General features: G+C 48.8%; 21 protein-coding genes. 6 read left to right on the plus strand and 15 right to left on the minus strand.

The features are described from left to right. Positions 1–21: 21 nt before the first annotated feature. Together G3352_RS19665 and G3352_RS19670 are read right to left on the minus strand one after the other, a co-directional pair. Entirely contained in the window at positions 22–654 is a 633-nt protein-coding gene (locus tag G3352_RS19665; RefSeq protein ID WP_163759031.1) for an NAD(P)-dependent oxidoreductase, read from the minus strand. A gap of 265 nt (positions 655–919) precedes the next feature. Continuing rightward, positions 920–1,333, minus strand: a complete 414-nt coding sequence (locus tag G3352_RS19670) for a GNAT family N-acetyltransferase (RefSeq protein ID WP_163759033.1) — start codon at positions 1,331–1,333, stop codon at positions 920–922. 217 nt (positions 1,334–1,550) lie between these two features. On the opposite strand from G3352_RS19670, the gene G3352_RS19675 reads away from it, so the two are divergent. After that, entirely contained in the window at positions 1,551–2,471 is a 921-nt protein-coding gene (locus G3352_RS19675; RefSeq protein ID WP_163759035.1) for a hypothetical protein, read from the plus strand. Between the two features lie 187 nt (positions 2,472–2,658). Here G3352_RS19675 and G3352_RS19680 read toward each other — a convergent pair whose 3' ends face one another. The 6 genes from G3352_RS19680 to G3352_RS19705 form a co-directional block, all read right to left on the minus strand. Further along, positions 2,659–2,898 (minus strand): YezD family protein, encoded by a 240-nt coding sequence (locus G3352_RS19680; RefSeq protein ID WP_062322628.1) that lies wholly within the window; start codon positions 2,896–2,898, stop codon positions 2,659–2,661. A 226-nt stretch (positions 2,899–3,124) separates the two neighbouring features. Next, entirely contained in the window at positions 3,125–4,000 is an 876-nt protein-coding gene (gene cysW, locus G3352_RS19685; RefSeq protein WP_163759036.1) for a sulfate ABC transporter permease subunit CysW, read from the minus strand. Between the two features lie 40 nt (positions 4,001–4,040). Beyond that, positions 4,041–4,877: a sulfate ABC transporter permease subunit CysT gene (cysT, locus tag G3352_RS19690; RefSeq protein WP_063566191.1), complete on the minus strand. Its 837-nt coding sequence runs from the start codon at positions 4,875–4,877 to the stop codon at positions 4,041–4,043. Between the two features lie 82 nt (positions 4,878–4,959). Further along, the gene (locus G3352_RS19695; protein WP_099858614.1) at positions 4,960–6,039 is read right to left on the minus strand and encodes a sulfate ABC transporter substrate-binding protein; all 1,080 of its coding nucleotides are present in this window, start codon (positions 6,037–6,039) and stop codon (positions 4,960–4,962) included. 478 nt (positions 6,040–6,517) lie between these two features. After that, entirely contained in the window at positions 6,518–8,392 is a 1,875-nt protein-coding gene (locus G3352_RS19700; RefSeq protein WP_163759038.1) for a rhamnogalacturonan lyase, read from the minus strand. Positions 8,393–8,640: 248 nt separating this feature from the next. Beyond that, on the minus strand, positions 8,641–9,696 hold the full coding sequence (locus G3352_RS19705; protein ID WP_163759040.1) for a lactonase family protein: 1,056 nt from the start codon (positions 9,694–9,696) through the stop codon (positions 8,641–8,643). A gap of 325 nt (positions 9,697–10,021) precedes the next feature. Here G3352_RS19705 and G3352_RS19710 point away from each other — a divergent pair, with 325 nt between their 5' ends. Continuing rightward, complete coding sequence (locus G3352_RS19710) at positions 10,022–10,705, plus strand: S-layer homology domain-containing protein (protein WP_163759043.1); 684 nt, start codon at positions 10,022–10,024, stop codon at positions 10,703–10,705. Positions 10,706–10,820: 115 nt separating this feature from the next. On the opposite strand, the gene G3352_RS19715 is transcribed toward G3352_RS19710, so the two are convergent. Beyond that, positions 10,821–11,447, minus strand: a complete 627-nt coding sequence (locus G3352_RS19715) for a nitroreductase family protein (RefSeq protein WP_163759045.1) — start codon at positions 11,445–11,447, stop codon at positions 10,821–10,823. 249 nt (positions 11,448–11,696) lie between these two features. Continuing rightward, positions 11,697–12,161 (minus strand): Rrf2 family transcriptional regulator, encoded by a 465-nt coding sequence (locus tag G3352_RS19720; protein WP_076290611.1) that lies wholly within the window; start codon positions 12,159–12,161, stop codon positions 11,697–11,699. Positions 12,162–12,596: 435 nt separating this feature from the next. On the opposite strand from G3352_RS19720, the gene G3352_RS19725 reads away from it, so the two are divergent. Next, positions 12,597–13,322 (plus strand): MBL fold metallo-hydrolase, encoded by a 726-nt coding sequence (locus tag G3352_RS19725; protein ID WP_205524957.1) that lies wholly within the window; start codon positions 12,597–12,599, stop codon positions 13,320–13,322. Next, entirely contained in the window at positions 13,319–13,888 is a 570-nt protein-coding gene (locus G3352_RS19730; protein WP_163759047.1) for a WHG domain-containing protein, read from the plus strand. The genes G3352_RS19725 and G3352_RS19730 overlap by 4 nt, the downstream gene beginning before the upstream one ends. Positions 13,889–13,985: 97 nt before the next feature. Here G3352_RS19730 and G3352_RS19735 read toward each other — a convergent pair whose 3' ends face one another. Further along, positions 13,986–15,116, minus strand: coding sequence for a hypothetical protein (locus tag G3352_RS19735; protein ID WP_163759049.1), 1,131 nt, complete (start codon positions 15,114–15,116; stop codon positions 13,986–13,988). A 499-nt stretch (positions 15,117–15,615) separates the two neighbouring features. On the opposite strand from G3352_RS19735, the gene G3352_RS19740 reads away from it, so the two are divergent. After that, a complete protein-coding gene (locus G3352_RS19740; protein ID WP_345940782.1) occupies positions 15,616–16,101 on the plus strand; it encodes a CcdC family protein in 486 nt (161 codons plus the stop codon). A 101-nt stretch (positions 16,102–16,202) separates the two neighbouring features. On the opposite strand, the gene G3352_RS19745 is transcribed toward G3352_RS19740, so the two are convergent. The 4 genes from G3352_RS19745 to G3352_RS19760 form a co-directional block, all read right to left on the minus strand. Next, positions 16,203–17,216, minus strand: a complete 1,014-nt coding sequence (locus tag G3352_RS19745; RefSeq protein ID WP_163759051.1) for a zinc-binding dehydrogenase — start codon at positions 17,214–17,216, stop codon at positions 16,203–16,205. A gap of 174 nt (positions 17,217–17,390) precedes the next feature. Then, entirely contained in the window at positions 17,391–18,137 is a 747-nt protein-coding gene (gene map, locus G3352_RS19750; RefSeq protein ID WP_063566201.1) for a type I methionyl aminopeptidase, read from the minus strand. Between the two features lie 544 nt (positions 18,138–18,681). Next, the gene (locus G3352_RS19755; protein ID WP_163759053.1) at positions 18,682–19,524 is read right to left on the minus strand and encodes a serine/threonine protein kinase; all 843 of its coding nucleotides are present in this window, start codon (positions 19,522–19,524) and stop codon (positions 18,682–18,684) included. A gap of 113 nt (positions 19,525–19,637) precedes the next feature. After that, positions 19,638–20,291, minus strand: a complete 654-nt coding sequence (locus G3352_RS19760) for a MerR family transcriptional regulator (RefSeq protein ID WP_163759055.1) — start codon at positions 20,289–20,291, stop codon at positions 19,638–19,640. A gap of 500 nt (positions 20,292–20,791) precedes the next feature. Here G3352_RS19760 and G3352_RS19765 point away from each other — a divergent pair, with 500 nt between their 5' ends. Then, on the plus strand, positions 20,792–21,745 hold the full coding sequence (locus G3352_RS19765) for an L-lactate dehydrogenase (RefSeq protein ID WP_064642616.1): 954 nt from the start codon (positions 20,792–20,794) through the stop codon (positions 21,743–21,745). The last annotated feature ends 46 nt before the right edge of the window (positions 21,746–21,791 follow it).

Genomic DNA, 21,791 nt, shown 5'->3' on the forward strand with positions numbered 1-21,791 from the left:
TTGCTATCTTACCTGAAACCCTTAATACCCCACCGTAAACCGGGATTGAATAAATTGCGGATCATCCAGCTCATCCACCAAAGCCGCTGCAAAATCACCAACGGAAATCGAACTTTCACCCAGATCATCTGTGATCACACGATTCATGCCAACCCGGAATAGGCCTGTCCGTCTTCCTGTTGTGATCGTAGCCGCAGGACTCATGTAGGTCCAGTTGATATCCGATGCCTCAATCAGGTTATACGCATCGACATGAGCCTTCGCCAGTGGTTTGACTTCCTCAGGGAATCCTGGTGTGTCCATCAGCATTTCTCCAGAATCCGTAAGCAAGCTTCCTGCTCCGCCAACGACAACCAAACGTTCTGCTTTTGCACGCCGAACACCCTCAATTAATGAACGTGTAACTTCCAACATCTCTTCCTCCGCACCAAACTTCGGTCCATAGGCACTCACAACAGCTTCTTGTCCGGCTGTAAAATCGGCAACCTGGTCCGGGTTAAGCAAATCCCCCTGTAACACACGCAAACGCTCATGCTCCATCTCAACCTTCGAAGGATCACGAACAATCGCCGTTACCTCATGTCCGCGGTCCATTAACTCCCACAGTATCGTCTTTCCAATCGCTCCGGTTGCTCCAAAAATGGCAACTTTCATATTAAATCCCTCTTTTCAGTAGATATCATCTTGTCAACTTACTGTTATTTTAATACTTAATCCCATTGTTATATACCTTAAACGGCTCACGCCATCTTAAACCGTCTTCACCTACTTGTAAACCATCGCGAAAAAATCTCTTCCAGCTCTTACTTCACACAAAAAAGCCGCAATATGCGGCTCAGTATCAATTACTTCATATTATTTTGAGGTTTTGCATAATTCCCTCATTTCACTTTTCAAAGAACTGCGCTTTGTTTCCGCTCTATTCCCCTTGTCTCCACCACATACCTTCCGATTTCGGACTGGTGTAGGTGAAGCCAAATTGAGCGTACAGACGATCAGCAGGAACATCTGCCAGCAGGCTGACCAAACCACGAGCAGGCACATGTTCACACAAATAATTCATGATTTCGCTCATGATCAATTTTCCATATCCTCTGCCTTGCTGGTCCGGGCGCACGGCGATATCCACCACCTGAAAGAAGCAACCACCGTCCCCGATGACCCGGCCCATGCCTACGATTTCATTTTCTTCACGCAGACATACGGCAAAAAGACTATTGGGCAGCCCAATCTCCGCTCCCTCCTTGCTCATCGCACTAAGACCTGCGCTTTTCCGTAATGAAAGGTATTCTGCTGCTGAGGGCGGTGTACGTTCAATGTTGATCTGGTCCATAGATCATGCTCCCTTCCTATTAAATCTATAATTATGTGTAGAATTAAAAAATTCATGGAAATTACATCTTCTTTGCTTGGGTGCTCTGGTCCTTCTTATGACAGTAAATTCCTACTGTTCCTGCTTGAATTCAGGCAATTCCTGTGTAATAGTGAGAGAAAGCTTATGTGAACCGTGTTTCATGCTACACTACAGTTTTTGCAAAGGAGGAACCATTGTGCTTCAACGCTGGATGCTTGCTCTATTCTCATATCCGGGCTTCGTGGCGGTACTACTCGGAATGATCGCTGTGCTGCTTGGACTCTACATATGGTCAGCAACTGAGGTCAGACGAAGCCGTGACAGACGAATGCACGCGATACGAGATACATTATACATAAGTACCACCCTATTGGGACAACTCACAACCAAAGAACATCGGAATGTTGCTCTTACGGAACATGAACATCATGAATTATTAACGGCCATGCTATCCTGCAGAGCCGCAGTGCATCTGTCTCCACAGCTTCAGGATCAGATCCGCAGCTGTATCATCGATGTTGATCCCGCTCGTCTCGCATTGATGCACAGGGCTTTGGAGCGAGAGAGTGCAGCATTGTCCGATGAATTGAATCGATACGCACATCCTGACCATTGGGGAAGAGCGATCTGGAATGTCATCCGTCCAGCTGCCGAGCCCACCGCTGCCGCGGCTGTACTGTACCTAATCGCTGATTTTGTGTTTCGTCAACAAGGTCTGTTGTATCCTTTCTGGCATTCCTGGTTCAACGCTTTGCCATGGATACGCTTCGTTTCCTTAATCATCACGGTGTTCTATGGTTATCTGCTCTGGTCCAGCCCAAGACAGGGTTCATCGGGCACAGTAACCAAAGCACTTGTTACCCTAATTGCCATGTGCTCCCTACTTCATCTGATCGGACTTGCTGCTGCTCCCTACGCATTGGGATTACAACTCATCCTGTTCATCTCTGGCTTCAGCCTGACAGGAACGCCTTCTCGCAGTGATCGCCCCTATGTGGGACACACCGATTCGGATAAGGAATTGAATCGCAGTACAGAAGCACATCAGGATGAGAACTTGGATATGGATCTAAACCTCTATAAACCACGCACATCCGGAGCCATTTCCGAAAAGTAAACCTTTCTTTAGCTTGGTTTGCCCGGCGTCATCAGTCTCAGTTCATTCAACACCAAAAAAGAGAAGCCCGCAAAATCGTCGGCTTCTCTTTTTTTGGTTTCTACTTATTTCAGCGTTGCATAATTCGATTCCAATTCTATAAATAGTCCGTGCTAAAATCACAATCAAATCCTGGATTACATGAAGCCTATCCCTTCGCGCTTGCATTCGATGAGCGCAATGAACGGGGTGAGCTGCTTCGTGCAGTGCTGCCGGATTTGGAGGCGCTGCCGGAGGGCGTATTTTCAAAACGCTTGCGTTCAGTCCGCTCCATCTGCACAATCTGGCCTTCGTGTACAACGATGTGTAACGAGCCAAACTCCATGTCATTCAGTTGTCCGGCAATTCGATCCATCCATACCTCATCCACTTTTAACGGCTTAGCCATAGAGCCGCCTCCTCTTCTCGGGCTACTGCCCGCTATATTCCTCAAGTGCGCTGTCATCCAACCCGACTTATAATTCATTCTTATCCAACCTATATACTTGGTTTATACATTAGCAGGGCTTCCAGTAGCTGTCAATCCGAATTTTCATGAAGTTTAAACAAAAACCATTTTCATTCGGAACCCTCTTCAAAACCAAGATGATTGGCATGGATAAAGGAGTGTTACATCACTTTTCGGGAATCGTTTTATGACCCAACCAGCTCTTGAGCAGCAACGTTGCCAGAGCCAAAATCAGCAACAAGGAGGCGACGGCAAACGAAGCAGAGAATTGATATTCGTTATAAAGGATCTCGACATGCAGCGGCAAGGTGTTAGTCTCCCCGCGAATATGTCCCGATACAACAGACACGGCCCCAAACTCGCCCATCGCCCGTGCATTACACAGAATAATGCCATACAGCAGTCCCCACTTGATGTTGGGAAGTGTCACGTTCCAGAATATCCTCCACCCGGAGGCCCCAAGCGTAACCGCCGCTTCTTCTTCCCTCGTGCCCTGATCTTCCATTAGCGGAATCAGTTCTCTGGCGACGAAGGGAAACGTAATGAACAACGTTGCGATGACAATGCCGGGCAGGGCAAAAATAATTTTGATATCATGCTCGGCCAGCCAAGGTCCAAACCATCCATTCGACCCAAAGACGAGGACAAAGATCAACCCGCCTACCACAGGCGAGATCGAAAAAGGAAGATCGATCAGGGTAACCATGAGTCCTTTGCCCCTGAATTGGAACTTGGTAATGACCCACGCAGCCGCCACACCGAATATCGTATTGAGCGGTACGGTGATCCCGGCAACCAGCAGCGTAAGTTTCAATGCAGACATCGCGTCCGGCTCCGTAAGCGCGGCGATGTAGACACCCCAGCCTTGCTTTAACGCCTCCATCAGCACGATCACCAGCGGCAAGATGAGAAGCCAGAGCAGCACCAGACTTGCCAATCCGATCAACAACCATTTGACCCATGGTGCTTCCGTGGTTGCACGGTTTGGCCCCGGCCCGGTTCGTACACGGGAAGCAGGCGTTAATGGAACGGAACCCGCCATATTCTGTACCTCCTTTTGGTTTAGGTTGGCTCACTGCTCACTAAGCTCTGCCTGCCTTACGGCTCCAGCGTTGAAGTGAATTAATGATCAAGAGCAGGACAAAAGAGACCAGCAGCAGCAGCAAGGCTACCGCCGTAGCTCCCGCATAATCGAACTGCTCCAGCTTCGCCATGATCAGCAGGGGAGCAATCTCCGTTTTCATCGGCATATTGCCTGAGATAAATACTACTGAGCCATATTCGCCAATACCTCGGGCAAAGGCTAACGCAAAACCTGTCAGCAGCGGCGGGATCAGATCCGGAAGCAGGATCTTCCGGAATATCCGCCATCTTCCCGCTCCCAGCGTAGCCGCAGCTTCCTCCACCTCAGTCTCCAGTTCCTGCAATACCGGCTGCACCGTACGCACTACAAACGGAATCCCAATAAACATCAGCGCGAGAGTAATACCCGCCTGTGAATAGGCAAGCTTGATGCCCAGAGGTTCCACAAACTGCCCAATCCAGCCATTTCCGGCATACAGCGCCGTTAAGGCAACCCCCGCCACTGCTGTCGGCAAGGCAAAAGGCAGATCAATGACGGCATCAAACAGCCGTTTTCCAGGGAACTCATACCGAACAAGTACCCAAGCCAGGAGCAGCCCGAGTACCAGATCGATCAGGGCCGCTGCACCTGCAGTCAGAAAACTCACCTGAAAAGAAGCCAGTACCCGGGGATTCGTCGCCACCTCAATCAGTGTGGACCAGGTCAGCCCCGTGGAGTTAAACAAGAGCGCTGCGAGTGGAATAAGTACAACCAGGCTCAGGTAAAGCACACTGTAACCCATCGTTAATCCGAATCCCGGCAGTGTGCGACTCCGGGCCACCATCACCTTGCTCATGCACGTTCATCCTCTCTGCCTTCAGTCGGTTGGACTGGTTGGCCGCTTACATGGTCACGCAACATCATCGACGTCAGATGCATTAGCTGCCCGGAACATAAATCTGGTCAAAGATACCGCCATCATTAAAATGCTTGGCCTGCGTATCGCGCCATGTGCCAAATACATCGTTCAATGTGAACAGCTCAAGCTGCGGGAACTGATCCTTGAACTTTTCCTTCACGCTGTCCAGGGTTGGACGGTAATAGTTCTCGGCAGCAATGGTTTGCCCCTCTTCGCTGTACAAATATTTCAGATAGGCGTCAGCTACTTCGCGGCTGCCTTTTTTGTCTGCATTTTTATCTACAATCGCTACAGGTGGTTCAGCCAAAATACTGACCGAAGGCACAACAATATCGAATTTGTCCGGTCCCAACTCTTTAACTGACAAGAAAGCCTCATTCTCCCATGCAAGCAGTACATCACCAATGCCGCGCTCTACAAACGTAGTCGTCGCCCCACGTGCTCCAGAGTCAAGGACAGGCGCATGTTTGAACAGCTCTGCAACAAACGCTTTGGCTTTCTCTTCATCATTGTTGTTATGTTTGAGCGCATATCCCCATGCCGCCAGATAATTCCAACGTGCCCCGCCGGACGTTTTTGGATTCGGGGTAATGACTTGGGTATCTCCCTTGATGAGATCATCCCAGTCCTTAATGCCTTTCGGATTGCCTTTGCGTACCAAAAACACGATTGTTGAAGTATACGGGGAGCTGTTGTGCTCGTATTTGTCCTGCCAACCCGCATTGATCAGACCTTTATCTTCAATAGCATCGATATCGTATCCCAATGCCAGAGTTACCACATCCGCGTCCAGCCCATCAATGACAGAACGACTTTGTTTACCTGAACCGCCATGAGACTGCTTAACCGTTACTTCCTGGCCTTTCTCTTTCAGCCAATACGCCGCAAACGCCTTGTTATATTGCTCATAGAGTTCACGTGTCGGATCATAGGATACATTCAGCAGCTCGATCGCTTTTGCCCCTTCTTTGCCGCCTTCCGTTCCCCCCGATGTGCCTGTCGCATTCGTGCCACCGCTATCCGATCCGCATGCCGCCAGTACCCCTGTTAACACCAATGCCAGACCAACCAGAATACCCTTATGAATTCTCTTTTTCATAGATAACACTCCCCCCGAATGGATCTGCAAGATTACCTCAACAGGCTGAACAGCATGGAACGCACCGAAAAAAATAAAAAACGGAGGAACCCCCGCGCACTTCTCCCTCATAAAGTCATGCCGCCCCAAAGGCCGTGTATGCTCCATCCAGAAATGATGCGCTGCGGTGTTCCTCCGTCTATACGGTGAGAACGTTATTCTGTTCACGTTACGATCTCTCATGTGACTGTAAATGACTGCTTCCGCAAATAGAGCATAGTCATTTTTATTATTCCTACCTGTTTAGTGAGTTATATACGTATCATAAGGGCAGTACATATGACTGTCAAACGTTTTTTTCCGATTTCTACCGAATATCTGTGTAATTGGCAGAAAAAGAAGAACAACAGACCAAAGTCCGTTGTTCCCTTGTCAGCGGTAAGTTTTATTCGCTGTAACATCATTCCTGGGGTTGGCATGAGTTCATGCCCTTTCCCTCTTATTTGCCTGCGTACCGGATGTTCGGTACGGGAGGTGTGCTCATGCTATCTCCCAAATAAAAGCCCGTGTGTGGCGGTTGGTTATAGGCTACATTTTGCCAAGCTACGCCCAGGCGGTATACCGGATCATGCATCAGGGTGTAGATCCGTTTGTCCGTAACGGCTGTTGTCGTATAGATGCGCAGCGCAGAGCTATCATTGGTCCGCCATACCACTTCTTCTCTCCAGTCGCCGAACAGGTCAGCCTGCAGATTCGGTGTGGATTTCGTTCCATTATTGGAAGAAACACCGGATGCGGTCAACAGATTAACCGTTTTGCTATTGGCGTAGTCCCATTTATCAATCCGGTTGCTGTCCAGCAATTCGCGGAGCAGGTCACCGTCCCACCAGATGCCAAAATTCGTGGAGGAAGGCAGGGTTGTCCCAATTTTCTGCCCTTTGGCTGTATACAAACCACCATCTGCCCACACTTCGGCACCCTTATAACGTGGATCGATATCGGCTGCCATGCCGCGTCCAATATCTTTTGTCGTAGGTATGCCCCAGATCAACTGACCTGTGCGCGCATCACGGAATTCCACTCCGGCATTGGACGCTGTCTCATGCACCTGGAATACTTCAAGTCCCGCACGATCCGGGTCCAGATCACTGAGATGCATTGCATCCCCATGATGAAGCCCTGTCGTGTAGAGTCCTTTACCGTTATCATCTACCGCCATCGCACCATATACGATCTCATCTTTGCCATCGCCATCCACGTCCGCCACACTCAGATTATGATTACCTTGCCCAGCATAACCGGAATTACCTGATGTATTGGAATCAAAAGTCCATTGTTTCGTCAATTGTCCATCCCGCCAGTTGTACGCCACCAGCACGGTCCGGGTGTAGTATCCACGCGCCATGACCAGACTTGGCCGCTCTCCATCCAAATACGCAATTGCAGCAAGGAACCGATCGACCCGGTTGCCATAGTTGTCTCCCCAATCGGACACATTGCCGCGCGCCGGTTCGTAGTTCACCGTGGAAAGTGCTTTGCCGGTCTGTCCATTGAAGATCGTAAGGAACTCCGGTCCGGACAAAACGTATCCGCTGGAATTACGATAATCCTTGCTGGCATCTCCGGTAACTACGCCCGTACCATCCTTGGTACCATCAGCCGTCTTCATCGCCACTTCAGCCTTGCCGTCTCCGTCCAGATCGTACACCATGAACTGGGTGTAATGGGCACCCGCACGGATATTTTTACCTAGACTGATTCGCCATAGGCGTGTTCCATTCAGTTTGTAGGCATCGATAAATACTTCACCCGTGTAGCCGCTTTGGGAATTATCCTTGGAGTTGGACGGGTCCCACTTCACAATCAACTCATACTCACCGTCCCCGTCCAGATCGCCTGCACTCGCATCATTGGCACTGTACGTGTAGGCTACACCATCCGGCGTTGTGCCTCCTGCGGGTACACTGAGAGGTACAGACAAATAATTATTGCCCCATACGCTCGCTGCCGCCGAAGCAGCTTGTTCGGTTCCACTGACTACGGCTCGAACCGTATAATTGGAAGTGCTGGTCCCGCTTGCATCCTGGAGGTTGGTGCTGTTCGTTATGGGCGATGCGTTTACCTTGGTTCCATCCCGATAGACATTAAACGATACATTCGACCCTTCCGTACCCAGAAGCCGCCAACTGACAAACACACCTGTGCCTGTCTTCACTGCAACTACACCTCGGTCCAGAAACTCCATCTGACGGGGACCCGCAGCATGAGTGACCGGCGTGTTTCCAAGACCGAGCGAAGTAACCAGTAACGCAGAACTTAGCAGGGATACCCCTGCGGTCCGCAATGTATGCTTCCATAACGATCGTTTTCCCATAAAGCCATTGCCTCCCCAATCGAATTGGTAAGCCCGATGCCCTTGGTAGCGCCATCTCACATCCATGTAAGCGCTTTAATATATTCATTTTAAATTAAACATATAATTCCATCTATAGGTCTAATTTAGTAGTTTTGTGTATGAAAAAAAGGAAAAAAGCCGAAAGATGAATCTTTCGACTTGGATGCTTCTTTCTCGCTCGATCTATTGGAATCTTAACGTAACACAGAATGTTGTGTCATCCCACCTTATACTACCGGAGCAATACAGACTGGGCGGGGTATCTCCAACTTGAATCCGTTGTGTGTCAGACGTCCATCTTCACCATTGATCTGAAAAGCAACGAGGTTGTTGCTGTCCTGATTGGCCACCAGCAGAATACCACCGGGAAGCAGGTTGAAGTTACGTGGAGTCTGACCGATAGTGGAAGTCCACTCTATGGCCTCCAGCTCACCGGATTTCTGGTCAATGTGGTACAGCACAATGCTGTCGTCCCCACGGTTGGAAGCATACAGGAAGCGACCACACGGAGACACACGGATGTCCGCTGCCGTACCTTCTCCAGAATGTCCTTCAGGCAGTGTGGTGATATGCTGCAACGTGGTGAACTCACCTCTGCGTTGATCATACATGAATGCCGTAACGGTATTACTCAATTCATTAATCACATAGGCCCATTTCGAGCTTGGGTGGAAGACGAGATGTCTCGGTCCGGAGCCTGGAGGCTGATTCATCTCACGATGCGTTACCAGGCGACCTTCTTCCTGACGATACACAATAATCTGATCCAGGCCCAGATCACAGACAATGGCGTACTGACCCGAAGGGTCTGGTTGAATGGAGTGGGCGTGCGGCCCTTCCTGACGGTCATCATTCCGCCCTCTGCCGGTATGCTCAATCAACGCACTCATCTCTTCAAGCGTGCCTTGATCTCCTACCGGAAATACGTTCACACTGCCGCTGCTGTAGTTCGAAGTCAGCACCCACTTGCCGTCCTCCGTGACAGATACATAACAAGGCGATGCGCCCTTCGTCAATTTGCGATCCATCAAGTGCAGCTCACCCGTTGCGGCATCCCTGCGATAGACCAGCACCTCTCCCTCATCTGTCTCACTTACCACGTACAGACCATTCCCATCCGAAGATAAAGCCAGATAGGACGGATTATCCACCCCATCCATGTGATTTACAATCCGCAACTCGCCAGTATCCTTGTTCAACGCACAGAGGAAAATCCCCGGTTGATCTGCTGATGCATAAGTACCTGTATAGAAAAAAGCTTCATTCGTTGCTGTTGGTTCCATCGTTTCATTCTCTCCTTATTGATTCAAATGATTGATCTCACACTCTAATTACATGCAATTATAAGAAGTTGTAACCCGAATAGTTGATTCCACTGTTATGTACTTACCCAATTCACAGACTTTTGCTTCAGTGGTTATCTACCCTCAAGATAATACAAAGTGTAAGGCCTTACAATAGTCCATTCACTTTGTGCATATTCCATCAGAATTCCTTGTAGAGAAACAATGGAAAATTACAGCAACTTTTTGAGGAATAGGGTCGTCTATAGGGACAAATAACTTTTATACAAAGGGATATTCCCTGGAAAAGTGAGGCGAATCTGATATGAAAAAAAATATATTGGCTACATTAACAGCTGGAGCTTTACTTACCTTATCTCTGAGCGCTGGTCCGATTCATGCCGCTCAAGCGGAATTCACTGATATTCAAGGTATTGCAGGGGCAGATAAGATTGAATCCCTACATCAGGATGGTTTAATCAAAGGCGTAAGTGATAGCTTGTTCAAACCGGAACAGGAACTAAACACGGCTCAGGGTATCCAGCTCATTGCAGATGGTCTGAATCTGAATTTGGACACGATTCGTTTTATCAAGCAGCCCCTGCCAAGTGACTACTTTTCCAACGTAAAAGATGGCGTATGGTACAGTGATGCTTTTGTCCGTGCCCAGTTCAATGGTATTAAGATGACCAACGATATCGACCCTTCCAAGGCGTTGACCCGTGAACAGTATACCCTTTTCTTGATGCAGGGCATTGAAGCCAAAGGCGGCCTGCCAATGATTAACATCAAACCTGTAGATATCACGGACGATAAAGAGCTGACTCCAGAATTTCAAGGTGCTGTTCAGCGCTCCCTTGTCTTGAAGATTAACACGCTCGATGCAGAAGGCAACTTCAATCCGAAGGAAACGATTACCCGCGCCGAAGCTGCGGTTATGATGTATAACGCAATTGAGTATCTGGAAGATTTCAATGCACCGAAAATCCCGGAAACACCAGAGAAATAATGCCCTTCTTCATCATTTAAATACCAAATAGCCGCATGTTCCCTCTAGAAGGGACATGCGGCTATTTATGTTATATCTATTGATACCTATAGCGATAACTGATCCAAAATCAGTCTTAGAAAGAACCTTTAACAACAACTTCAGACAGCGGGAAACGACCTGCCGGACGAGCTGGAACTGCAGCTTTACCTACAGTGATCAACAACGTTGGCAAATAACGCGCAGGGATGTTGAACGTTTCGATCAATTGTTGCGGGTTGTAACCACCCATTGGGCAAGTATCATATCCCAGGGAACGTGCAGCAAGCATAATGTTCTGTGAAGCAAACGATGCATTGCGGATCGCTTCGTCACGGGCGATTTGCGGATTTTTGTAAGCACCATTGATCTGTCCAACCAACGCGTCACGAACTTCAGCCGGGATTGCACCTGCTTCAACAGCCTGATCATAAATCACGGCGTTGCGGTTCGCTTCCAGATCCCCGAGTACAGCGATCGTAACGGAGCTGTCTGTGATTTGACTTTGGCCGTAAGCGATTGGCAGCAACTTGGCTTTATCTGCTTCGGATTCGATCACAAGGAATTTCCAGTGTTGCAGGTTCCATGAAGACGGTGCTTCGGAAGCGGCAGTCAGAATAGCGTTCAGATCCGCTTCAGGCATAACAAAACCACTTTCGTACTTTTTGACAGCGTGACGTTCGTTAATCACGCGAAGTGTTTCATTGTTTTCAATGCTGGACATGCGTTCCACTCCCCAAGTTCTTTTTTATTTTTTTTACGTTCGCAAGGCCAAACTCTACCGAGTACTCACCTTCCGAAAATAACATCAGCGCAGACGACCGCTTCCATCTGTGTTCACGTTATGCCCGGAATCGCCTGAAACATCAACGGATCATACAACCGGAGCAAACGCCCTTATATAGCCTGTCCACCATGCCTGACAGCAGCAGTCCAAGGCCAGGTCATGAAGAGCTGTTAACGATCAGTTCTGTCACGACCTATCCTTCATGGACAAGGGTTCCATAGACAAAGAACATTCTTCCCCATTACCGATACGATGCTTCACATCCTCAATGGATATACGGTCAAAATAAGCACTCAGTGCCTCTTCGCCTCCATCGTAGATGCTTCCCATCACACCCTGCATATTGGAAGAAACAACGCACGTTGAACCGGATTCTCCCGAACACCAGCTGGGACCAAGTGATCCACCCGCTACCAGTCTGTACAGTTCTCCAAGCTTGATTTCATCACTCGGACGGCTCAGCAGATATCCACCGTGAGCACCTTCCTTGGTTGTCAGGTATCCATGCTTCCGCAGCACACTAAGCACCTTGCGTACTCTGGCTGGATGCGTACCCACACTTTGAGACAAGTCTTCACTATTGGCCATACACTCATCCTTCATGGACAGAAAGACCAGACAGTGCACAGCAATGGTAAATTCACTGTTCATTACTTACTCCCTTCCCGGCATATCGTTCACCGATGAAAATTCAATCCAAGGTAAGTATAACTGTTATTATAGGAATAACAGTTATGTTTGTCAACACTCTCAACTTAGGGGTTAGAAAACCCGATATCCCCTGTCATACCAGTATATACAGGCCCTTCATTGGCTAAGTAAAAAGCTTGAGATCCATCCGTGTTTTAAGCGAACAGAACAAAAAAGTGAGCCATTCGCTTCGCGAAAGGCTCCAATAAGATAGACATATGAAAGGGCTTACGAGATTATTATAATCGGTTATTCCTATTTTGAAAACGCTTTTTTTGTAAAGTGTTTTGGGATTTTAAAATATCCTATTTTTTTAGCAAATCAACATGGGGTATTGCAAAAACTAATGACATTAGTTATATTACTAACAACATTAGTTTTAAGGAGGATTCAATGATGCGAATTACACGTGAGCATGATGTTGTCCAAGTTTCATTCCTTCCACGCCTCTTCCCTGTGAATGTATATCTTGTTGAAGAAAAAGATGGGTTTACCCTTATTGATGCCGGAATGCCATTCAGTCTGAAGGGGATTCTGTCTACTGCACAATCCCTGGGTAAACCGATTACCAGAATCATTCTGACTCACGCCCATGGCGACCATGTTGGTGCACTGGATGGTCTTAAGGATGCGCTGCCTAAAGCCGAGGTCTGCATCTCCAGAAGAGATGCTCCGCTGCTGGCCGGAGACGCCTCCCTGCTTCCCGGCGAGCCGCAGACTCCGGTACGCGGCAGTATACCCAAAGCGATCCGCACCCAACCGGACCGCTTGCTCGATGACGGCGACCGGATCGGATCCCTGGTCGCCATTGCTACTCCAGGCCATACGCCGGGCCATATGGCCTTCATGGATACGCGCAGCCGCGTGCTCATCGCTGGCGACGCGTATCAGCTGCACGGTGGCCTCGCCGTATCCGGCCGCCTGCGCCCGCTCTTTCCGTTCCCCGCGCTAGCGACGTGGAACCGTGAACTTGCTCTTGCCAGCGCCAAGCGCCTGGCTGAGCTGGAGCCGTCCGTGCTCGCTGTAGGGCACGGACGAATGCTGCGTCAGCCCGCCGCGGCCATGCGTGCAGCTACGGCAGACGCAGAGCAGCGGCTGCGCCCTGCCGGGGGGCATCTGTGAGCCCCCGCCAAGGGCTGGATCGCGGCGCACTGTTAAGCGCCGCCGCCCAGCTTGCCGACAGCGACGGATTCCATTCGCTAACACTGGCCGCTCTGGCCCAGCGGCTGGATGTGCGCTCCCCGTCGCTTTATAACCACATCAACGGTCTTCCCGGGCTTCGCCAGGAATTGGCGTTGATGTCTTCACAGCAGCTCAGGCGTGCATTAACTGAGGCTTCGGTCGGCCGTTCGGGTGACGAAGCCATTCAGGAGGTCGCTGCCGCATATATCGGCTTCGTCCGCAAGCATCCCGGGCTATACGAAGCCTTCTTCCACGCCCCGGACCGTCAGGAAGCGCAGCTCGTTGTGGAGAGTACAGCTGCCCTAGATCTGCTGCTCCGCCTGTTGCAACCCTATACGCTAAGTGAAGCGGAAACGCTCCATGCCGTTCGCGGTTTACGCAGTCTTTGCCACGGCTTCGCCTCCATGGGTGAAAAAGGTGGCTTCGGTATGAACTTTGACCCGGATGAGAGCCTGCAGCTGTCCGTGGCCGCTTTCCTGAATGGTTTGCAACATCTTCATTCATAAAACCCGATATATCTTGATGCCAAATGGAAGAGGGCTGCAGTTCATCTGCAGCCCTCCTTATGTATCCTACCGTCCCACTACCGAAGGAACGGTTTTTCTATTGCCAGGGTGCTTGCCCTGTCTGGACTTCCTGCAGAATCTTCTTCATCAGGGGTACGTATACTTTCCAGTAAAACCGATCCGGAACGCCCTTTTGATCCGGTGTGAGCCTCGTTTTTACCACATCCCACCCCTTGATACGGCGCCAGAACGAATAATGCTCCAGCTCTCCGAAAGATCCTGCCATATAATACGTCCGATTATATCCCTCATGCCGGATAAGAGCAGCGAATTCCACCGGAATACCTGCGTCCATCAGTTTCTGCTGACCATTCTCCGTTAGATCCGTCTTATACCAGGCCAGTACAGTAGCCTTTTGTTCAGGCACAATGATGTCAAACCATTCGCTGTAATGGATATCCCGGGTAATTCCACTCCATTTCCCACCTTCCTGTGTAAAGGAGAGCTTTATGTCACCGGTCTTTACATCCCGGCCTTGCTTCAGTACAATCACCCGTCCATCCTCATGAACCAATACAATACCTGCTCCATGATAGGGCCACTCCTTTTTCTCCCTAAGCTCATAGTTCATTCGTACCCTCTGTGGCACTTCATCCAAGCTCTGCAGATCCGATACCGATCTCCCCTGCCATCCGCTGCTTTTCATGCCCAGAATCGGATACAATTGCTCTCTTGTCATGTTCGAAACAGCATTCGACAAGGCGCTGAACTCAGCGACAATCGTTACGCCTTTGGTTGCCGCTTCACGAATTTTGTGCGCATCATATATCGTAAGACCTTCATAAGCTTTGCCTTGTATACGTTCATTCCTATCTGTAGATGAAATATGATGATTCGCCGTCAGATAGATCAGGTCTGTGTCGGTCACCTCATCCGGCAATTTCCGCTCAATCCGGGAGATTCCGTTCTGTATATCATATCCGTAGTAGTCTTCTTCATACGTATAATGTTCCCCTGTCTGTTGGACAATCTTCTGCTGATTCAGAATCCAGACTAGTCCCTTATGCCCCACATAGGACAAGTCCGGTTTACTTTTGTCAACAATCATGATGTTAAGCGGTGTCGGTGCCTGTGATTGCCACAAAATCCAGGGGATAACCAGGACCACTGATACCACGGTCAGGCAAGCCAATGTCCATACCGTGAGCGGCCTGTGATTTCTATTCATGAAGCGTATTCCTCCTTGCTCTGTTCCAAGGTATTACTGTGATCGGTATATTACCCCTATTACCCCTTATCGTTTTTACTGTCCTTCTTCCCATATCCCTCCACCCGCTGCAGTCCGTGAATACGGAATATAACGTCCACAACTTATAACCACATGCCCAGGATCAGAAGAATCGTCCTACTCAACAGAATCAGCCCTATCAATTAAACCTAAATGAAATAAGAATTAATCCCATCCTCATCCATCCATAGACTGGATTTCGATCATGCTGCGCTATTCCACTTCCTGAATTCCCCTTACTCGAATAAACCGCCTCACACTGGGTACAATAATACAAATTTTTCAAATGAACCCTCTATATACAATCCGGGTAAATGATACACTAAGCATTCTATCGGCTTTCTTCGTTTGTGATATAATAGAAACAGAAAATTCCGGTAATTCGCATCATGTTCCGGATGTCCGGATAACATATTATTCCAGAAAGAGGGAGTTTTACGTGGCTCAAATCAGTCCGTCTTACCTTCAGATCGGTGCAACTCTGGGTATGCTCGTCATGGCCCTGCTTGCCATTTTTATTCGAATGAAAGCCAGCCACCGTCCGGTAACCATTCCCAAAATACTTATTCCTCCGTTGGGAATGAGTACGGGTTTTCTCATGTTTGTTGTACCTGAGACACATGTTCCGCTTCTATGGGCACTTATCGCGCTGTTGGTGGGCTGGTTTATATTCTCGTATCCCCTCATTCGCAGTACTCGCTTTGAACGAGTTAATGAAGAAATTTTTGCCACCCGTTCACGAAGCTTCGCGTTCATTCTGCTTGGATTGCTGGCAATACGTCTAATCCTGCATGAAGTCATTCAGCGTTATGTGAGCATTCCTCAAACCGGTGGACTGTTCTTCCTTCTGGCCTTTGGCATGATCGTACGCTGGCGGGTATATATGTACAAGCACTATAAGGAAGTTGTTGCTGCGGAATCTTAGAACCATCGCAACTTCCTAACAACTTAAAAGACACGTTCGTGCACTTCACCGTGCGGAACGTGTCTTTTCCTGTTCGGGCATTTGTTTAAAGGATTCTATTTTTATTCGGGGTCCGCAACCTTTACAAGCTGTTTGCCCAGGTTATCTCCAGAGAAGAGGCCCATAAATGCTTCAGGCGTCTGGTCAAAACCTTCCACAATGTTTTCTTCAAACTGAATGTGGCCTTCCTTGATCCATTTTGCTAGTCTGGCTCGGCCTTCCTTAAAGGACTTGGCATAGTCACCCACCAGGAAACCTTTCATCAACGCTGTATTGGTTAACAGTAACGTCTGCGGGCGCATGCCGATATCCGGTTTCTCCAGATTATATGACGAAATTTGTCCACAGAGTGGAATACGTGCATTCCGATTAATATGGCGTAGTACCGCATCGGAGATTTCACCGCCAACATTGTCGAAATAAACGTCTACACCAGCCGGGCAAGCCCGTTCAATGGCAGCAGACATATCCTCTTCGTGCTTATAGTTTAACACCACATCGAATCCCAGTTTTTCTTTCAGATAAGCACATTTTTCGTCAGAACCTGCAATTCCGATTACACGCGCACCTACAATCTTGGCGATCTGGCCCGCAATCATACCTACTGCTCCGGCAGCTCCCGATACAACCACCGTTTCGCCATCCTTTGGCTTACCGATGTCTTCCATGCCAAAATAAGCGGTCAAACCGGTCATGCCAAGCGCACCCAGGTAAGCCGTAATTGGAGCCTCTTCTGTATCAATCAAGGAAATATCTCCCGTATTTACGGCTGCATACTGCTGCCAGCCCCACATGCCGGATACCAAATCCCCTTTGCGCAGATTGGGTTCCGAAGACTCCACCACTTGCCCAATCGTTCCGCCCTTGATCACTTCATTCAACGCATAGGGGGGAGCATAGGATTTTGTATCTTTCATGCGGCCCCGCATGTATGGATCTACAGACAAATATAGCGTACGTACCAGGACTTGTCCTGCATCCGGTTCAGGAAGCGGTGCATCAATGAATTTAAAGTCTTCTCTGGATGGGGCACCTTCGGGACGAGACGCAAGTACGATCTGTTTATTTTCAGACACCAAAATGACCTCCTTCTTGCCAGTGGACAGGGGTTAACCCTCTGTCAGCTGATATCATTCACCACCGGCTCTATGTGTATCGCCTCTAAATAGTTTAAACCGAAACAGGCGGATCACAAACGTGGGCCGCCTTGAAATATGCAAATATCATCACATTGGAGACATCGGGAGCCATTATTGAGCAGTCAGAATGACAGGGCCATCCGCTGTAATAGCAATCGTATGCTCATATTGGGCCGACAGGCTTCCATCCTGAGTACGTGCTGTCCAACCATCCGAGTCCAGCTTGCTACGATACGTACCAATGTTCAGCATTGGCTCAATCGTAATAACCATGCCTTCCTTGAGACGTGGACCGCGGTGTGGTGGGCCGTAGTGAGGCACCTGTGGTTCCTCATGCATTTTCTCGCCGATTCCGTGACCGATAAATTCACGGACAACCGATAAACCTTCACCTTCCGCATACGTCTGAATCGCATTGGAGATATCACCGATCCGGTTGCCAATCACAGCCAGTTCAATCCCTTTGTAGAGAGATGTTTTGGTAACGTCCAATAGATGTTGTGCTTCTGGAGTCACCTGACCCACTGCATACGACCACGCGGAATCGGCCAGCCAGCCGTTCAGATTCACGACCATATCAATCGTAACGATGTCTCCATCCTGCAGTACATATTTCCCCGGAAATCCATGACAGATCACATCATTAACCGACGCACATGTCGCATATTGGTACCCGTTGTATCCCTTTTGTTCCGGCGTAGCGCCATTTTTCTTCATAAAAGCTTCTGCAAACTGATCAATTTCCTGTGTCGTGATCCCTGGACGGATCATTCCGGCGATTTCTCTATGGCATGCGGCTAGAATTTCTCCGGCCTTCTTCATAAGTTCGATTTGTTCTTTGGTCTTTAACGTAATCATTACAACTACTCCTGTCCGTTAAAATCTCATCCTGTCTTCTATTGTAACGCGAATTGCTCAAAATAAAAAATTCCGTGTAATCTTCAACATTCTATTATACGCCTCGCCCCTGTCCAATAAATACAATACCCCTTAAAAAAATCCGAAACCCGTCCAACGAAGCCCCGTATATGCTTAAAACGGTTGAAGACGAAAGGATGAACTTTCATGTTCAAAAAGATTATCGGCAAACTCCTCGATTCTAAATCTTCATCTCATCATAGGCGTAACAGCTCATCGGATAGACACTCATATAAACGTCACAGCAGTTCCTCAGGCAAGCGTGCCTATCAACGCTATTCATCTTCGGATGCGAAGCGTCGGGATAGCCGCCACGGCTCCGGTTATTATAAAAGCAGGAAATACAGCTCCAGCTAAGCTGATACTAATATTTCAAACAGAAATTTTCGCACTAGCTAGACTGATGCTAATCATGATATATGTATTGAAAGGGGTGTTCCGCCAACCGTCCTCACGGTTAGCAAAACACCCCTTATTTATTTCTTTATCGCAATTTCTTCAGCACACGCTCAATATCCGCCTGTAATTCCAGCCCATCGCCTTCATAGCCTGGACGAAGTCCAAGCAGCCGTTCCAACATGTGGCGAACTTCCGGCGTGAGCTTGAGTTCTTCCTGCCAGCTGGCCGGTTTGCGGCCCTTCTCTGGCTCGTAAGCGGAATACAGCATGAACAAAAGAAAATGACCGAGATCCTGCAAATCCTGGTCAGGTGCAGCCAGTTCATCTTCAGGATCGGGTAATTCACGCATCCGGCGTTTTAGCTCAGGCAACAACGGCTCCCCCATGCGCCGCGCCAGGCCAAAATCAATCAAATGCACCTGCCCGTCTCGTAAAATGACATTTGGAATACGCACATCCCCATGAATAAATCCCTGCTCATGAACATGCATAATGGGAGCCAGTAATTGCCTTACTAGCTCCAGACATTCCTGTTCCGTATATTTGTGGCCTTGCTCGAATATGCACTGTTCCAGTGTCTCCCCAAGGATATACTCGGTGACAATGTAGCTACGTGCACGGTAAGTGAACACATCCAGCAACTTAGGGATGGCCGGATGATCCATCCGATTCACCACAGCCGCCTCCCTGTCCAGCAACCGTACAGCGAGTCTACCTTTGCTGGGTTTGGATTCTTTTAACGCCACATCCTTGTCGGTCTGTTCATCGGTACACAGGTATGTCAGTCCATAACTCCCCATGCCGAGCAAGTCATATATCGTATAACGTCCGGCGATCTTCGTACCTTTCCGCCGGGGACGATCAGTCCATAGGCCGAGCAGTCTTTGCCAGCTTCGTCGCAGCTCCACAGATCCTCCCACGCTAGCCATCTGATCTCTTGTTATCCGATTAAGCAGAGCAGATCAGCAGCCAGTCTTGTTGTTGTATGGGCTCATTATATCAAGCTATCTGTGTAAAATCACGACGAGCATGGGCCGAGTTCTCAGGCTTCTTTGTGCTTTTTGGGCAGCAGCCCCAACAACATTCGGAGCGATGTTCCTTTGGGTTTGCGTTTTCTTCCCTGAAAGCTGCGCAGATTGGTGACCAGTTCACGGTCCCGCTCTTCTTCCAGCTTCTCATTCATCCAAAGACGCTGCTTCTCCATCTGCTCCTGGAGAGCAAGATGGGTATCCGCCAGATGCTGCAGCGTTAACTCCAGTTCGTCCACCCGATGCTGCAGCAGTTGTACCTGATCGTCCTGCTGTCCGACAGCACCGTATGTCACTTCACTCACCAGTTGTCCCAGACCTTCATAAGATCTCAATGCTTCAGTTGGTTCAGGTCCCTCAGGAAATATAGCGGGCATCACCGTTGCCGCACATTCCGTCTCTGAGGCCTCCTCCATTACCATCACAGGCACTTCTGGAGTCAGTACGGTCACCACAGCATCCGCAAGTGGCAAGTTATGCTCCCTAAGTTCTGTCATCAGTCGTTCGATGCACTCGATATCGTCTGACTTGAACAATCGGGATTTGTTGGCGGAACGCTCGAATCGATATCCTTGTTCCTCAAGCGCTGCCGCATATTTACGAAGAGTACTGGCACCAATACCCAGGCTCTTGGCCGTTTCCGTCGTTGCTCCCACTTCTTCAATCATTATTATTCCCTCCCGGAATGAAGTCTTTTTGATACAAGGTAGTGGCTTCAGCGTTCCCTTCTGGAACTGTCATCGGATCGGGTCAACCTGTCTCATAGATCAAGTACGCATTTTTCATTTGCTTGTCCGTATGTATTCGTCAGTCTCTTTGCAGATCCCTTTGGCGCTTTTCTTCTGTTTCTGCGGATTCATAAGAACTTTTGTCAGTTGCCTCATTCGTAAAAATAACCCTTCATCCGACAAAGAGCATGAATGCTGTCATGTCGAAATTCGTTAGTGCAAACGCCGTCAATTTTTATGAATATGGATTATTCATGTCAATTTTGTTAACTCCATTGCTCCAATACGCTCCCGCGACAGAGGAAATCATTGCTGCACAGCTTTTCTATGTGTTATCTTATGTAACGTAGAAGCAGTTATTCGCATAAAATAAAGGACTATACTTAACATATGTATCATTATGAACGGATAAATCAAATGTAAATGGGGGCTGAACGGCAATGTTAGGCAAATCAGGTAAAGTAGCGGTGATCGGGGCGGGACTTGTCGGTTCAAGTTGTGCGTATTCCATGATTAATCAATCGATATGCAGAGAAATTATGATGGTTGACCGGACGTATGATCGCGCGGTTGCACAGGCGCTGGATTTTTCCCATTGCATGGATTTCACACATAACCGCACGAAGGTATACGCTGGCACTTATGCAGATTGCGGCAGCATGGACGTCATTGTCCTGACTGCCGGAGCGAATCCAAAGCCAGGTCAGACTCGTCTGGATATTCTGGAAGAAGCGGAGTCCATCGCCAAAGATATCGTTGTTCCCATCATGAATAGCGGATTCCGGGGGATTTTTGTCGTCGCGGCCAATCCGGTTGACATAGTAACTTATATGGTATGGAAGCTGTCCGGTCTTCCGCGTGAACGAGTCATCGGTACAGGTACGTCTATTGATTCATCCCGGCTCAAAACGCTGTTGTCCGAAGTCTTCTCCATCGATCCACGCAGCGTGCACGGATATGCCCTCGGGGAGCATGGGGAATCCCAGTTCGTGGCATGGTCGCATGTCACCATCGGAGGTAAACCGATTATGCACATTATGGAGCAGCATAAGGAACGCTTCAAACATCTGGACCTGGAAGATATCGCCCGCAAAACGAAAGATGCCGGTTGGGAAATTTTCACTCGTAAAGGTTCCACCCAATTCGGAATCGGTAACGCACTCGCACATATTACCCGTTCGATTCTCAACGATGAACACAAGATCATTGCTGTCTCCGCGATCCTCGATGGTGAGTATGGACAGAGCAATGTCTGTGCAGGTGTTCCAGCCATTATTGGCGGGGATGGGATCCAGGAGATTATCGAATTGAATCTGGATGCATCTGAACGTGAGAAATTCGAGCGTTCCTGTGAAGTTTTGTCAGGCAACATCAATCGTCTTACCCTGGTTTGACCGGTTCAGCCATTCAAGGATGGCCCATAACAAAATAATTAAAAAC

Origin of the sequence: Paenibacillus sp. ALJ109b, assembly GCF_010747435.1 — a bacterium.
Classification (GTDB): Bacteria; Bacillota; Bacilli; order Paenibacillales; family Paenibacillaceae; genus Paenibacillus; species Paenibacillus taichungensis.